Genomic DNA, 13,681 nt, shown 5'->3' with positions numbered 1-13,681 from the left:
CATGGCATCGCAACTTCGTCCCGCCCTCACCATCTTCGCCGCGCTGACCCTGCTATGCGGCGTGCTCTATCCGCTGGCCGTCACCGGCATCGGCCTGGCTGTGTTCCCGGCGCAGGCCGGCGGCAGCATCGTCGCGGTCAACGGCAAGGCGGTCGGCTCGTCGCTGATCGGCCAGGCGTTTACGTCGCCGCAGTACTTCTGGGGCCGGCCATCGGCCACCGCGCCGATGGCCAACAACGCCGCCGGTTCCGGCGGCGCCAACCAAGGCCCGACCAATCCGGCGCTGCTGGACGCCGTCAAAAGCCGCATCGACGCGCTGAAGGCCGCCGATCCGGCCAACACGGCGGCGATCCCGATCGACCTGGTGACCGCCTCGGCCAGCGGCCTCGATCCCGAAATCAGCGTGGCTGGCGCGCGCTACCAGGCCGGCCGCGTGGCTGGCGCGCGCAAGATCAGCCACGAACAGGTGCTGGCGCTGATCGCGCAGCACACGCAGCCGCAGTGGCTGGGCTTCTTCGGCGAAGCGCGGGTCAACGTGCTGGCGCTGAACCTGGCGCTCGACCGGGCATCGCCGCACAGCCCGCAATAAGACGGGTACAATCCGCGCATGGCCAATGACGACAACCTCCGCCGGGAGCCCGTACGCCCCGACCCTGACGCGCTGCTGGCGCAGGTGCAGGCGCAGCAGCGCAAGGCCGCGCGCGGCAAGCTGCGCATCTACTTCGGCGCCTCGGCCGGCGTCGGCAAGACCTACGCCATGCTGGCTGCCGCCCGCAAGCTGCAGGAAGCCGGCCAGCCGGTGCTGGTCGGCGTGGTGGAAACCCACGGCCGCGCCGACACCGCCGCCATGCTGGCCGGGCTGCCGCAACTGCCGCCGCGCCAGGTCGCGCACCGCGGCAAGCAGTTGCAGGAATTCGACCTGGATGGCGCACTGGCAGCGCAGCCGGCGCTGATCCTGATGGACGAACTGGCGCACAGCAACGCGCCCGGCTCGCGCCACCCGAAGCGCTGGCAGGACGTCGAAGAGCTGCTGGAAGCCGGTATCGACGTCCTCAGCACGGTCAACGTGCAGCACCTGGAAAGCCTGAACGACGTGGTGGGCGGCATCACCGGCATCCGCGTCGGCGAAACGGTGCCCGACACCGTGTTCGACCAGGCCGACGAAGTGGTGCTGGTCGACTTGCCGGCCGACGAACTGCTGGCGCGCCTGCAGGGCGGCAAGGTGTACCAGGCGGCGCAGGCCGAACGGGCGTCGAAAAACTTCTTCCGCAAGGGGAATCTGATCGCGCTGCGCGAGCTGGCGCTGCGGCGCACCGCCGACCGCATCGAAGACGATGTGCGCGCATACCGCGTAGAAAAATCCATCGCCGACATCTGGAAGACCGGCGCCGCGCTGCTGGCCTGTGTCGGCCCGCGCGCCGATGGCGAGCACACGGTGCGCAGCACGGCGCGGCTGGCCAGCCAACTGGGCACCGGCTGGCACGCAGTGTATGTCGAAACGCCGGGGCTGCAACGGCTGCCGGCGGCGCAGCGTGAACAGATATTGAAGCACCTGAAGCTGGCCGAAGAACTGGGCGCCAGCACCGCCGTGCTGTCCGGCGCCGACATCGCGCTGGCGGCGCTGGACTACGCACGCAGCCACAACCTGTCCAAGCTGGTGCTGGGCCGCGCTCACCGTGCCGCCTGGCCGCAGCCGTGGCGGACGCCGCACATCAAGCGGCTGGCGCAGCACGCGCCCGACCTCGACCTGATCGAAATCGGCGTCCCGCGCAATCCCCCTGCCGAACGCGGCAGGGCCGGCATGCGCGACGGCGCCGGCAGCTTGTGGCCGGGCAGCTGGAGCGATGACGCCAACCACGGCAGCGCGAGCGCTGGCCACCTGCATGGCGACCATGACGGTGGCCAGCGGGATAACGCCACCAGCGCCACCAGCGCCACCAGCGACGCCGGCGGGCCGCGCGGCAAGCGCCGACGCGTGGTTGGCTACCTGGTGGCTGGCGCCGCCAGTCTCGCCACCGCGCTGGCGGCGCTGCCGATGCTGGCGTGGCTGGACCTGGCCAACCTTGCCATGCTGTTCCTGCTGGTGGTGGTGCTGGTGGCGGTGCGCTACGGCCGCGGGCCGTCGGTGCTGGCCACTTGCGTCAGTGTGGCCAGCTTCGATTTCTTCTTCGTGGCGCCGCGCTACACCTTCGCCATCAGCGACTTCCAGTACCTGATTACTTTCGGCGTCATGCTGGCGGTGGGCCTGATCACCGGCCACCTGACGGCCGGGCTGCGCTTCCAGGCGCGGGTGGCAGCGCAGCGCGAGCGGCGAGCGCGGGCGCTGTACGAGTTTGCCCGCGAGCTGTCCGGCGCGTTGCAGACCGAGCAGATCTTCGACAGCACGCAAAGCGTGATCCAGCAAGCCTTCCGCGCGCGCGCCACGCTGCTGCTGCCGGACGACGATGGCCGCCTGCTGCCGCCGGCCGGCACGGCTACCGGCGCCGGCGGCGGGCCGACTGCCGGCAGCGCAAGCCATGGCCATAGCCATTCCAGCGGCAACGGCAACGGCGACGGCGACGGTAACGCCAACGCCAACGGCAGCGACCACACCGCGCGGCTCGACCTCGGCATCGCCCAGTGGGCCTTCGACCGTGCCGAGCCGGCCGGGCTGGGCACTGACACGCTGCCGGCCAGCCGCATCTTCTACCTGCCGCTGGTGGCACCGATGCGCACGCGCGGCGTGCTGGCGATCGAACCGCAGCAGCGGCGCTGGATGCTGATCCCCGAGCAGCGGCAGCAATTGGACACCTTCGCCGCGCTGGCCGCCATCGCGCTGGAGCGGGTGCACTACATCGGCGTGGCGCAGGACGCGCTGGTCAGCATGGAATCCGAACGGCTGCGCAACTCGCTGCTGGCGGCGCTGTCGCACGACCTGCGCACGCCACTGACCTCGCTGGTCGGCCTGTCCGAATCGCTGGCCGGCTCCAAACCGCCATTGAGCGCCGCGCAGCAGGACAGCGCCCGCGCGCTGCACGACGAAGCACGGCGCATGAGCACCATGGTGGCCAACCTGCTGGACATGGCGCGCATCCAGAGCGGCGACGTCACATTCAACCTGCAATGGCAGCCGCTGGAAGAAGTGGTGGGCAGCGCGCTGCGCGCCAGCGGCGCCGCGCTGCAAGGCCACCAGCTCAGCACGCGGCTGCCGCCCGACCTGCCGCTGCTGCGCTACGACGCCGTGCTGATCGAACGGGTGCTGGCCAACCTGCTGGAAAACGCCGCCAAATACACGCCGGCCGGCGCGCACATCCAGATCAGCGCGGCGCTGCACGGCGCCTGGCTCAAGGTCACGGTGGCCGACGACGGCCCCGGCCTGCCGCCGGGGCAGGAAGACACGCTGTTTGAAAAATTCACCCGTGGCGAGCGCGAATCGGCCAAGCCCGGTGTCGGCCTTGGGCTGGCGATCTGCCGCGCCATTGTCGAAGCGCACGGTGGCCGCATCAGCGCCGCCAGCGGCCGGCCGGCCACGCCGCTGGGCGGCGCCGCCTTCACCTTCACCCTGCCACTGGGCACACCACCGGCGCTGCCGGACGAGGAAGCATATGCATGACACCGCGCCGACCGCGCTGCTGGTCGAAGACGAACCGCAGATCCGCCGCTTCGTGCGCGCCGCGCTGGAAGAAGAGGGCTGGCAGGTGCATGAAGCGCCCGGCCTGCAGCGCGGCCTGATCGACGCCGGCACGCGCAAGCCCGACCTGATCGTGCTCGATCTGGGGCTGCCGGACGGCGACGGCATCGACTTTATCACCGACCTGCGCAAATGGTCGGCGGTGCCGGTGATCGTGCTGTCGGCGCGGGTCGGCGAGGACGACAAGATACGCGCGCTGGACGCCGGCGCCGACGACTACCTGACCAAGCCGTTCGGCACCGGCGAGCTGCTGGCGCGGGTGCGCGCGACGCTGCGGCGGCAGCGCCAGCCGGCCGCCGGCAACAGCGGCCTGGTGCAGTTTGGCGAAGTGGTGGTCGACCTGCAGAACCGCCGCGTCACGCGTGGCGGCGCCCATGTGCACCTGACGCCGACCGAATACCGGCTGCTGGCGGTGCTGGTGGCGAACGCTGGCCGGGTGATGAGCAACCCGCAGCTGCTGCGCGCCGTGTGGGGGCCGTCGCAGGCCGAGAACGGCCATTATCTGCGCATCTACATGGGCCATCTGCGCCACAAGCTGGAAGACGACCCGACCCAGCCGCGCTACCTGCTGACCGAAACAGCGGTCGGCTACCGCCTGCAACTACCGGTGTAAATGGCTACTTGCTGAGCGTGCGCATCGCCTGTTCCAGGCCGTTGATGGTCAGCGGGTACATGCGGTGGTTCATCAACTGGCGGATGATGGACACCGACTGGCGGTACTGCCACACGCCCTCCGGCTCCGGGTTGAGCCAGACGAATTTCGGAAACGCGCTGGTGAAGCGCGCCAGCCAGGCGCTGCCGGCCTCCGGATTGTTGTACTCGACCGAGCCGCCCGGCTGCAAAATCTCGTAGGGGCTCATGGTGGCGTCGCCAACGAAAATCAGCTTGGTATCCGGCGGATACTTGCGCAGGATGTCCCAGGTAGGGAAGCGCTCCGCATGGCGGCGGCGGTTGTTCTTCCACAGATAGTCGTACACGCAGTTGTGAAAGTAAAAGAACTCCATGTTCTTGAACTCCGACTTGGCGGCCGAGAACAGCTCCTCGGTGCGTTCGATATGATCATCCATGGTGCCGCCGACATCGAACAGCATCAGCACCTTGATATTGTTCTTGCGCTCCGGCTGCATCCTGATATCGAGGTAGCCGGCGTTGCTGGCGGTGGCGCGGATGGTGGCGTCCAGCGCCAGTTCCTCGGCGGCGCCGAGGCGGGCGAACTTGCGCAAGCGGCGCAGCGCCAGCTTGATGTTGCGGGTGCCGATCTCGCGCTCGCCGTCGTAGTCCTTGTAGCTGCGCGCCTCCCACACCTTGACCGCAGTGCGGTTGCCGCCCTTGCCGCCGATGCGCACACCTTCCGGATTGGTGCCGCCATGGCCGAACGGCGAGGTGCCGCCGGTGCCGATCCACTTGCTGCCGCCCTCGTGGCGCTCCTTCTGCTCCTTCAACAGTTCGCGCAGGCGGTCCATCAGCTTGTCGTAGCCGAATTTCTCCAGCGCCGCCAGCTGCTCCGGCGTCAGCTCGCGCTTCATGCGCTGCACCAGCCAGTCGAGCGGCACGCTGCCCTGTTCATCGAAGGCGGCGCTGACGCCCTTGAAGTACAGGCCGAAGGCGCGGTCGAACTTGTCGAAGTGGGCCTCGTCCTTGACCAGCGTGAGGCGCGCCAGATAGTAGAAATCGTCAAGCGAATGCGGGATCACCTGCTTCTGCATGGCTTCCAGCAGCGTCAGGAACTCCTTGATCGACACCGGGATTTTGGCGTCCTTCAGCGTGAAGAAGAAATCGATCAGCATCAGCGCACTCCGTGGCGCGCCAGCCGGTCGCGCAGGTGGGCCTTGATCTCCGGCCACTCGCCGGCGCTGATGCTGTACATGACGGTGTCGCGCACGCTGCCGTCGCGGCGCAGCGCATGGTGGCGCAGCACGCCATCCTTTTTGGCGCCAAGCCGTTCGATGGCCGCCTGCGACGCGTAGTTGAAATTATCGGTGCGCAGGCCGACCAGCGCTGCGCCCAGCGTCTCGAAGGCGTGCGTCATCAGCAGCAGCTTGCAGGTGGTGTTGACGTGGCTGCGCTGGTGGCTTTTGGCGTACCAGGTATAGCCGATCTCCAGCCGGCCGATGGCCGGCACGATGTCGTGGAAGCTGGTGGTGCCGATCAGCGCGCCGCTGGCGATGTCGGTCACGGCAAACGCCAGCCGGGTGGGGCGCTGTTCGATGGCCTTGAAAATATACGCGTCGACCTCGTGCGGCGCCGGCACCGAAGTGACGCGCAGCTGCCACAGTTCGCCATCGGTGGCGGCCGCGCGCAGGCCGTCGGCGTGGTGCGGGCCGAGCGGTTCCAGCCGCACGCCGTGCAGTTCCAGCGTCAGCGGCAGCGGCGTGTCGAAGGCGGCGCTCATCGGTTGGCCCGCACCATCTGGATCAGGCGCTCGAACAGGTGGATGTCCTGCTCGTTCTTCAGCAGCGCGCCGTGCAGCGGTGGCACGATGGCCTTGTGGTCCTGGCTGCGCAGCGCCTCCGGCGGGATGTCCTCGGCCATCAGCAGCTTCAGCCAGTCGAGGAATTCCGAGGTAGACGGCTTCTTCTTCAGGCCCTGGACGTCGCGCAGCTCATAGAAGGTTTGCAGCGCCTGCGCCAGCAGCTCCTGCTTCAGCTGCGGATAGTGGACCTGGACGATCTGCGCCATGGTGTCGCGGTCGGGGAACTGGATGTAGTGGAAGAAGCAGCGGCGCAGGAAGGCGTCCGGCAGCTCCTTCTCGTTATTCGAGGTGATGATGACCAGCGGCCGGTGCACGGCGCGCACCATCTCGCGGGTTTCGTAGACATAGAACTCCATGCGGTCGAGTTCGCGCAGCAGGTCGTTGGGGAACTCGATGTCGGCCTTGTCGATTTCATCGATCAGCAGCACCACCGGCGCCGGCGCGGTAAAGGCCTGCCACAGCACGCCCCTGACGATGTAGTTGTGGATGTCGCGCACGCGCTCGTCGCCCAGTTGCGAATCGCGCAGGCGCGAGACGGCGTCGTACTCGTACAGGCCCTGTTGCGCCTTGGTGGTCGACTTGACGTGCCATTGCAGCAGCGGCATGTCCAGTGCGGCCGCCACCTCCTCGGCCAGCATGGTCTTGCCGGTGCCGGGTTCGCCCTTGATCAGCAGCGGGCGTTGCAGGGTCAGGGCGGCGTTGACCGCCAGTTTCAGGTCGGCGGTGGCGACATACTGGTCGGAGCCTTCGAAGCGTGCTTGCATGGTTGCGTATCCGGGGAAGAAAAGAACAAACAGTATAGAAGGAAAGCGTAGAGGAGGGGCTCGGTAGCGCGCACGGCATCGTGTTGTTTATAAAAAATACTTAGGTTAGAATCCTTGAACAAGTAGAGCAAAAGTCAATAGAATTGACCCGTGGTAGAAGTATCCGAGATCGCAGTATCCGATTACTTACTTAGAGACACCATGAAAAAACTCCCCGCACTCCTCGTGCTCGCAGGCCTAGCCCACGTCGCCGTCGCTGCGGAAGTTGTGGGCAATGCCCAGAACGCCAAAGCCAAGATCGAAATGTGTATCGGCTGCCATGGCATCCCCGGCTACAAAGCCACCTTCCCTGAAGTGTTCCAGGTGCCGATGATCGGTGGCCAGTCGGCCAAGTACATCGAAAGCGCGCTGCAGGCCTATAAAAAAGGCGAGCGCAAGCATCCATCGATGAAGGGCATCGCCAGCAGCCTGTCGGACCAGGACATTGCCGACGTGGCGGCATTTTATGCACAGCAGAAGCGTAGCGGGGAGAGCAAATGAAGACAGCACACTGGATCGCCGCAGCCGCCTGCCTGCTGGCCGCGATGGGCGCGCAAGCGGCTGGCAGCGTCACCGCCGGCAAGGCGCTGGCCGACAAATACGCCTGTTTCAGCTGTCACGGCAAGGACTTCAACACGCCGATCGACCCCAGCTATCCGAAGCTGGCCGGCCAGCACAAGGACTACCTGGAGCACGCGCTGAAGACCTACAAGCGCGGCGACGCCGCCAACGGCCGCAGCAACGCCATCATGACCGGCCAGGTCAAGCCCTTGAGCAACCAGGACATCAAAGACCTGGCCGCCTACCTGCACAGCCTGCCAGGCACGCTCGCCACGCACCGCTAAAAACCCGGGGTCAGTTCTGCCAAACGTACACGAGCTCATGTACGTTTGGCAGAACTGACCCCGGAGTTTAGGAGTTTAGAGGCGGCGCTTGATGGCTTCGATGTAGGCGATGCCGTCGGGCGGGGTGCCGGTGCGCTGGGCGTTCCAGATCATTTCGCCCAGGCATTCCATGATGGCGTGCTGCGCGGCGTGGGCGTCGTCCAGCTTCAGCGTCAGCTCGGTCGCCAGCGCGCGGATGCCGGGCGGCTGGTCGATCGAAATCTGCTCGTCGATCGACAGGTGCATCGACAGGTGCAAGAACGGGTTGGCTTGCGCGCCTTCGACCTTGTAGTCGCGCGTCAAGGCGGTTTCGACATCCTGCAGCACGTCGTGGTATTCGGGATGGTGGCGGATCCAGTCGGCCGCCATGGCTTCGAGTGGCGTCAGCGGTTCGCGCGCCTGTTGCTTGCGGTAGGCGTCGCAGAAGAAGCGGCGCACATCGTCGGAAGAGGGATTAAACATAGGCCGCCATTGTACGTAAAAAAACCGGGACCGTCAGACGGTCCCGGTTTTTTGCCTCATGCGCTGTCTTTGTGCTCCGCCGTGGGTTCGGCGCAAGCACAGTCGTCCGTGGTGGGCGGCAGGGGCTTGGGCGCCGGCGTCGCGCTGTTGCGCGGCGCGTGCGGCTGGCGCAGGTAGCGCGAGCCGTGGTGGCGGCGGTCATGGCCATTGGCCGGCCAGGTCAGGAAACGCGACAATTCCTGCAGCGCGCGCTGGTAGACGTCGCGCTTGAATTCAATCACCACGTCCAGCGGCACCCAGTAGTCATGCCAGCGCCAGGCGTCGAATTCCGGATGGTCGGTCAGGCGCAGGTTGACGTCGTTATCGCGGGCGCACATCCGCAACAGGAACCAGATCTGCTTCTGGCCACGGTAGTGGCCGCGGATTTCCCGCTTGATGAAATGGTCCGGCACCTCATAGCGCAGCCAGTCGCGGGTGCGACCGACAATCTTGACGTGCTCGGCCCGCAGACCGATTTCCTCTTCCAGCTCGCGATACATCGCCTGCTCTGGCGTCTCTCCATACTTGATGCCGCCTTGCGGAAATTGCCATGAGTGCTCGCGCACCCGCTTGCCCCACCACACCTCGTTCTGGGCGTTCAGCAGGATGATGCCGACGTTGGGCCGAAACCCTTCACGATCGAGCATATTGCACCTCAAACTTTCTGCGGCTGTGCTCCCTGCTTATATTTTTGCCCACAAAACGGCACGCCGGCAGCGTTTTCGCGGTACGAAAACGGCCGGAGGGCCCTGATTTGAACGCATTTGTATAAAGTATGGGTGCATCAGCCAGCTAATCCTTTAAAATTAGGTTGATTATAACTCTCTCTTTTTAAAAAGAATTCACCGTATGCGCGCGTCACGTTTTTTTATTTCCACGCTTAAAGAAGCTCCTTCGGATGCCGAGATCGTCAGCCATCAGTTAATGATGCGCGCCGGCATGATCAAACGCCTGGGTTCGGGCATTTATACCTATATGCCGATGGGCCTGAAGATCATCCGCAAGGTTGAAGCCATCGTCCGCGAGGAGATGAACCAGTCGGCCGCCATTGAGCTGTTGATGCCGCTGATCCAGCCGGCCGAGCTGTGGCAGGAGACCGGCCGCTGGGACAAGATGGGCGCCGAACTGCTGCGCATCAAGGACCGTCACGGCCGCGAATTCGCCTTCCAGCCGACCGCCGAGGAAGTGATCACCGATGTTGTTCGTTCGGAAATCAAATCCTACCGCCAGTTGCCGTTGAATTTTTACCACATTCAAACCAAATTCCGCGACGAGCGCCGTCCACGCTTCGGCCTGATGCGCGGCCGCGAGTTCACCATGAAGGATGCGTACTCCTTCGACCGTGACCTGGCCGGCATGCAAGCCTCGTACAAAATCATGTACGACGCCTATGTACGCATTTTCAACCGTTTCGGCTTGAAGTTCCGTGCGGTAGCAGCCGATAACGGCGCGATTGGCGGCACCGGCTCGCACGAATTCCACGTCATCGCCCATACCGGCGAAGATGCGGTGGTGTACTGCCCGACCTCCGACTACGCGGCGAATATGGAAGCAGCCGAGGCGCTGCCAGTCAACGCCAGCCGTCCTGCCGCCGCGCAGGCGCTGAGCAAGGTGGCGACGCCGGACGCCACCAAGTGCGAACTGGTGGCCGAGCAGCTGAAGCAGCCGCTGTCGCAGACCGTGAAGACGCTGGCGCTGACCGTCGAGAACGAGCAGGACGGCAAAGTCACTAAACAGTATTTCATGTTGTTGTTGCGTGGCGACCACGAACTCAACGAAGTCAAGGTCGGCAAGGTGGCTGGCTTGGCGGCACACCGCTTCTCGACCGAGGCAGAAATCCTCGAAGTCTACGGCACCGTGCCGGGCTATCTGGGCCCGATCGGCACCAAGGCCCCGGTCACCGTGGTGGCTGACCGCACGGTGGCCAATATGGCCGACTTCATCTGCGGCGCGAACGATGCCGGCTACCACTACACGGGCGCCAACTGGGGCCGCGACACCGCCGAGCCGGCCGTCGTGGCCGACCTGCGCAATGTGGTCGAGGGCGACGCTTCGCCGGACGGCCAGGGCGTGCTGGCGATCGAGCGCGGCATCGAAGTGGGCCACGTGTTCCAGCTGGGCACCGCCTATTCGGAAGCGATGAAAGCCACGTTCCTCGACGAAAACGGCAAACCGGCGCCGCTGCAGATGGGGTGCTACGGCATCGGCATCACCCGCATCCTGGGTGCTGCGATCGAGCAGAACTTCGACGACAAGGGCATCATCTGGCCGACGTCGCTGGCGCCGTTCGAGCTGGTGCTGTGCCCGATGGGCATGGACCGCAGCGAAGCGGTCAAGGAAACCGCCGAGAAGCTGTACGCCGACGCGGTGGCGGCCGGCATCGATGTCATCCTCGACGACCGTGGCCAGCGTCCGGGCCAGATGTTTGCCGACTGGGAGCTGATCGGCGTGCCGCACCGCGTGGTGATCGGCGACCGTGGCCTGAAGGAAGGCAACCTGGAATACCAGGGCCGCCGCGACACCGAAGCGACTGCCGTGCCGGTAGCCGAGGTGCTGGCCTTCATCCAGGGCAAACTGGCGCAGTGATGAAAGCGCTGCGGCCGGCGTGGGCGGCATTGCTGCTGGCGCTGGCCAGCATGCCGGCGCTGGCCGGCAACCAGAAGGAAGAAGCGCTGGCCGACTCGGTGCGGCTGGCGCTGTCAAACGCCATCAAGGATGCGACGCCGCCGACGCCGAGTTTCCGCAATCCTTCCGACCAGGCGCGCTATCAGAACTGGCTGGAAAGCATGTCCTACCGGCTGCAGCGCAAGCTGCCGGACCAGCAGACCCGCCATGAATTCCTCGCCACCGTCTGGTATGAAGCGCGCCGCGCCGGGCTCGATCCGGGCATGGTGCTGGGCCTGATCCAGGTGGAATCGGCCTATCGCAAGTACGCGGTGTCGATTGCCGGCGCGCGCGGTTATATGCAGGTGATGCCGTTCTGGACCAATGTGATCGGCGACCGCAACCGGCGCGCGCTGTTCGACATGCAGACCAATCTGCGCTACGGCTGCGCGATCCTGCGCATGTATATCGACATGGAGGCGGGCAACCTGTTCCTCGCGCTGGGCCGCTACAACGGCAGCCGTGGCAAGCCCGACTACCCGAACGCCGTCCTCAAAGCCTGGAACAACTGGAAATAAAAACCGGGGGTCAGTTCTGCCAAACGTACACGAGCTCGTGTACGTTTGGCAGAACTGACCCCCGGTTTTTCGCGCGGGCGCGCGGGACGCTTATTTCAGGTGGTCGGAAATGAGCTTGGTCATTTCGAACATCGAAACCTGGGCTTTGCCGCCGAAGACTGCTTTCAGCTTGTCGTCAGCGTTGATGTTGCGGCGGTTGGCCGCATCTTGCAGATCGTGTTTCTTGATGTATTCCCACACTTTCTTGGTCACTTCGGTGCGCGGCAGAGGCGCTGCACCCACGACGGCAGCCAGGGAGGCGGATGGCGTCAGCGCTTTCATGAAAGCGGCGTTAGGTTTGCGTGCTGCGGGTGCTTTTTTCACTGCTGGTTTAGCTGCTGCTTTGACTGGTGCTGCTGCTTTCTTCACGGCAGGTTTTGCTGCCGGTTTCTTAGCAGGTGCTGCTTTTTTGGCTGTTGCCATATTCGAGCCTCCTTAACGAACACATAGAAAAATTGCGCAATTGATCGCACCGGCTAATATTGGTGGGGATTTAAGCAGTACGCAAGTGTTTTTCGCGTTTTTTCCCGGAAACACGACGTAAACACGGGGCTAGACCGGTGTTTACGTGGTTTGCCGCGCTTTCGGGCGTTTAGCGCAGCCCTGGCATCATGCCCTTCATCGAGCGCATCATCTTCATCATGCCACCGCCGGACAGCTTTTTCATCATGGTCTGCATCTGCTCGAACTGGTTCAGCATGCGGTTGACTTCCTGCACCTGGACGCCGGCGCCAGCAGCGATGCGGCGCTTGCGGGTGGCCTTGATCAGCTCCGGCTTGGCGCGTTCGGCTGCCGTCATCGAGTCGATGATGCCGACCATGCGGCGCACCTGTTTGTCGGCCTGGTCCATATTGGCGTTGCCGGCCGCCTGCTGGAACTGCGCCGGCAGCTTGTCGACCAGGCTGGCCATGCCGCCCATTTTCTTCATCTGGCCCAGTTGCGCCTTGAAGTCGTTCATGTCAAATTTGCCACCCGACTTGACCTTGTTGGCCAGATCGGCGGCGGCCTTGGCGTCGACGCCCTTGCGCGCTTCTTCGACCAGCGCCAGGATGTCGCCCATGCCCAGCACGCGGTTGGCCATGCGGGTCGGGTCGAAGGCTTCCAGGCCGTCCAGCTTTTCCGAGACGCCGGCAAACTTGATCGGCTTGCCGGTGATGTGACGCACCGACAGCGCGGCACCGCCGCGCGAGTCGCCATCCAGCTTGGTCAGCACGATGCCGGTCAGCGGCAGCGCGTCGTTGAAGGCCTTGGCGGTGTTGATGGCGTCCTGGCCGAGCATGGCGTCGACCACAAACAGCGTTTCGACCGGTTTCACCGCGCCGTGCACGGCGGCGATCTCTTTCATCATTTCTTCATCGATGCCGAGACGGCCGGCGGTGTCGATAATCAGCACGTCATGGTAGTGCTTCCTGGCCCAGTCCAGTGCGGCCAGCGCGATGTCGACCGGCTTGTCCTGCGCGGTGGACGGGAAGAAGTCGGCGCCGACCTGGCCGGTCACCGATTGCAGCTGGGCGATTGCGGCCGGACGGTAGACGTCGGCCGATACCGTCAGCACTTTCTTTTTCTTTTCTTCTTGCAGGTACTTGGCCAGCTTGCCGACGGTGGTGGTCTTGCCCACACCTTGCAGGCCGGCCATCAGGATGATGGCGGGCGGCTGCTGGGCAAAGCTCAGCTGGGTCGCTTCGGCGCCGAGGTCGGCGCCCATCAGGGCGGCCAGCTCGCGCTGCACCACGCCGACCAGCGCCTGGCCCGGCGACAGCGAGGAAATCACTTCCTCGCCAAGGGATTTTTCCTTGACGCGGGCGATGAATTCGCGCACGGCCGGCAGGGCGACGTCGGCCTCCAGCAGCGCCATGCGCACTTCGCGCAGCATCTCGGCGGTGTTGGCTTCGGTCAGGCGGGCCTCGCCGCGCATGGTCTTGACGACCTTGGCGAGGCGTTGAGTCAGATTATCTAGCATGGTGATCGGTCTATGGGTGGTGACGCCGGCCGCACGGCCGGACAATGGCCGCCATTTTACCTCAGGTCGTGCAGGCGGCGGCGCCGTGGCGGATTGCAAAGAGGCTAACGCTGCGGTTAGAATGAGAACAGTTCTTATTTGCAGCCTTGCGCCGCCCGTTCCCGCCCTC

The 13,681-nt window shown here is 64.9% G+C and carries 14 protein-coding genes; 7 read left to right on the top strand and 7 right to left on the bottom strand.

Features of this window, described 5'->3' with window-relative positions; translation table 11 throughout:
• The first annotated feature begins 1 nt into the window (after position 1).
• From kdpC to kdpE, 3 genes are read left to right on the top strand one after another with little or no spacing between them, the layout of a single operon-like run.
• Positions 2–589, top strand: coding sequence for a potassium-transporting ATPase subunit KdpC (gene kdpC / locus BLS51_RS10195; protein ID WP_090183143.1), 588 nt, complete (start codon positions 2–4; stop codon positions 587–589).
• A gap of 18 nt (positions 590–607) precedes the next feature.
• On the top strand, positions 608–3,592 hold the full coding sequence (locus tag BLS51_RS10190) for a DUF4118 domain-containing protein (RefSeq protein WP_090183145.1): 2,985 nt from the start codon (positions 608–610) through the stop codon (positions 3,590–3,592).
• Positions 3,585–4,283: a two-component system response regulator KdpE gene (gene kdpE, locus BLS51_RS10185; protein WP_090183148.1), complete on the top strand. Its 699-nt coding sequence runs from the start codon at positions 3,585–3,587 to the stop codon at positions 4,281–4,283. The genes BLS51_RS10190 and kdpE overlap by 8 nt, the downstream gene beginning before the upstream one ends.
• A 4-nt stretch (positions 4,284–4,287) precedes the next feature.
• Here the strand turns inward: kdpE and BLS51_RS10180 are convergent, their stop codons facing one another.
• From BLS51_RS10180 to BLS51_RS10170, 3 genes are read right to left on the bottom strand one after another with little or no spacing between them, the layout of a single operon-like run.
• Positions 4,288–5,457: a vWA domain-containing protein gene (locus tag BLS51_RS10180; RefSeq protein WP_090183151.1), complete on the bottom strand. Its 1,170-nt coding sequence runs from the start codon at positions 5,455–5,457 to the stop codon at positions 4,288–4,290.
• Positions 5,457–6,062, bottom strand: a complete 606-nt coding sequence (locus BLS51_RS10175) for a GNAT family N-acetyltransferase (RefSeq protein WP_090183154.1) — start codon at positions 6,060–6,062, stop codon at positions 5,457–5,459. The genes BLS51_RS10180 and BLS51_RS10175 overlap by 1 nt, the downstream gene beginning before the upstream one ends.
• Positions 6,059–6,907 carry an AAA family ATPase gene (locus tag BLS51_RS10170; RefSeq protein WP_090183157.1) on the bottom strand — a complete coding sequence of 283 codons (849 nt, stop codon included), beginning with the start codon at positions 6,905–6,907 and terminating at the stop codon, positions 6,059–6,061. The genes BLS51_RS10175 and BLS51_RS10170 overlap by 4 nt, the downstream gene beginning before the upstream one ends.
• A 201-nt stretch (positions 6,908–7,108) precedes the next feature.
• Here BLS51_RS10170 and BLS51_RS10165 point away from each other — a divergent pair, with 201 nt between their 5' ends.
• Together BLS51_RS10165 and BLS51_RS10160 are read left to right on the top strand one after the other, a co-directional pair.
• On the top strand, positions 7,109–7,447 hold the full coding sequence (locus BLS51_RS10165; protein WP_090183159.1) for a c-type cytochrome: 339 nt from the start codon (positions 7,109–7,111) through the stop codon (positions 7,445–7,447).
• A complete protein-coding gene (locus BLS51_RS10160) occupies positions 7,444–7,791 on the top strand; it encodes a c-type cytochrome (protein WP_373994327.1) in 348 nt (115 codons plus the stop codon). Before BLS51_RS10165 ends, BLS51_RS10160 begins: the two co-directional genes overlap by 4 nt.
• A gap of 75 nt (positions 7,792–7,866) precedes the next feature.
• On the opposite strand, the gene BLS51_RS10155 is transcribed toward BLS51_RS10160, so the two are convergent.
• Together BLS51_RS10155 and BLS51_RS10150 are read right to left on the bottom strand one after the other, a co-directional pair.
• Positions 7,867–8,292 (bottom strand): DUF1841 family protein, encoded by a 426-nt coding sequence (locus BLS51_RS10155; protein ID WP_090183162.1) that lies wholly within the window; start codon positions 8,290–8,292, stop codon positions 7,867–7,869.
• Positions 8,293–8,348: 56 nt separating this feature from the next.
• Positions 8,349–8,978, bottom strand: coding sequence for an RNA pyrophosphohydrolase (locus tag BLS51_RS10150; protein ID WP_090183165.1), 630 nt, complete (start codon positions 8,976–8,978; stop codon positions 8,349–8,351).
• Between the two features lie 202 nt (positions 8,979–9,180).
• Here BLS51_RS10150 and BLS51_RS10145 point away from each other — a divergent pair, with 202 nt between their 5' ends.
• Positions 9,181–10,917 (top strand): proline--tRNA ligase, encoded by a 1,737-nt coding sequence (locus BLS51_RS10145; protein WP_090183168.1) that lies wholly within the window; start codon positions 9,181–9,183, stop codon positions 10,915–10,917.
• Positions 10,917–11,513 (top strand): lytic transglycosylase domain-containing protein, encoded by a 597-nt coding sequence (locus tag BLS51_RS10140; RefSeq protein WP_090183170.1) that lies wholly within the window; start codon positions 10,917–10,919, stop codon positions 11,511–11,513. Before BLS51_RS10145 ends, BLS51_RS10140 begins: the two co-directional genes overlap by 1 nt.
• A 90-nt stretch (positions 11,514–11,603) precedes the next feature.
• Here BLS51_RS10140 and BLS51_RS10135 read toward each other — a convergent pair whose 3' ends face one another.
• Both BLS51_RS10135 and ffh read right to left on the bottom strand, forming a co-directional pair.
• Positions 11,604–11,975: an SWIB/MDM2 domain-containing protein gene (locus tag BLS51_RS10135; RefSeq protein ID WP_090183172.1), complete on the bottom strand. Its 372-nt coding sequence runs from the start codon at positions 11,973–11,975 to the stop codon at positions 11,604–11,606.
• 169 nt (positions 11,976–12,144) lie between these two features.
• Positions 12,145–13,512: a signal recognition particle protein gene (gene ffh / locus BLS51_RS10130; RefSeq protein WP_090183538.1), complete on the bottom strand. Its 1,368-nt coding sequence runs from the start codon at positions 13,510–13,512 to the stop codon at positions 12,145–12,147.
• Positions 13,513–13,681: the final 169 nt, after the last annotated feature.

Source organism: Duganella sp. OV510 (genome assembly GCF_900100205.1).
Classification (GTDB): domain Bacteria; phylum Pseudomonadota; class Gammaproteobacteria; order Burkholderiales; family Burkholderiaceae_D; genus Rugamonas.
Note: the sequence above shows the minus strand (reverse complement) of the source record. Positions and strands in the feature narration are given on the sequence as shown.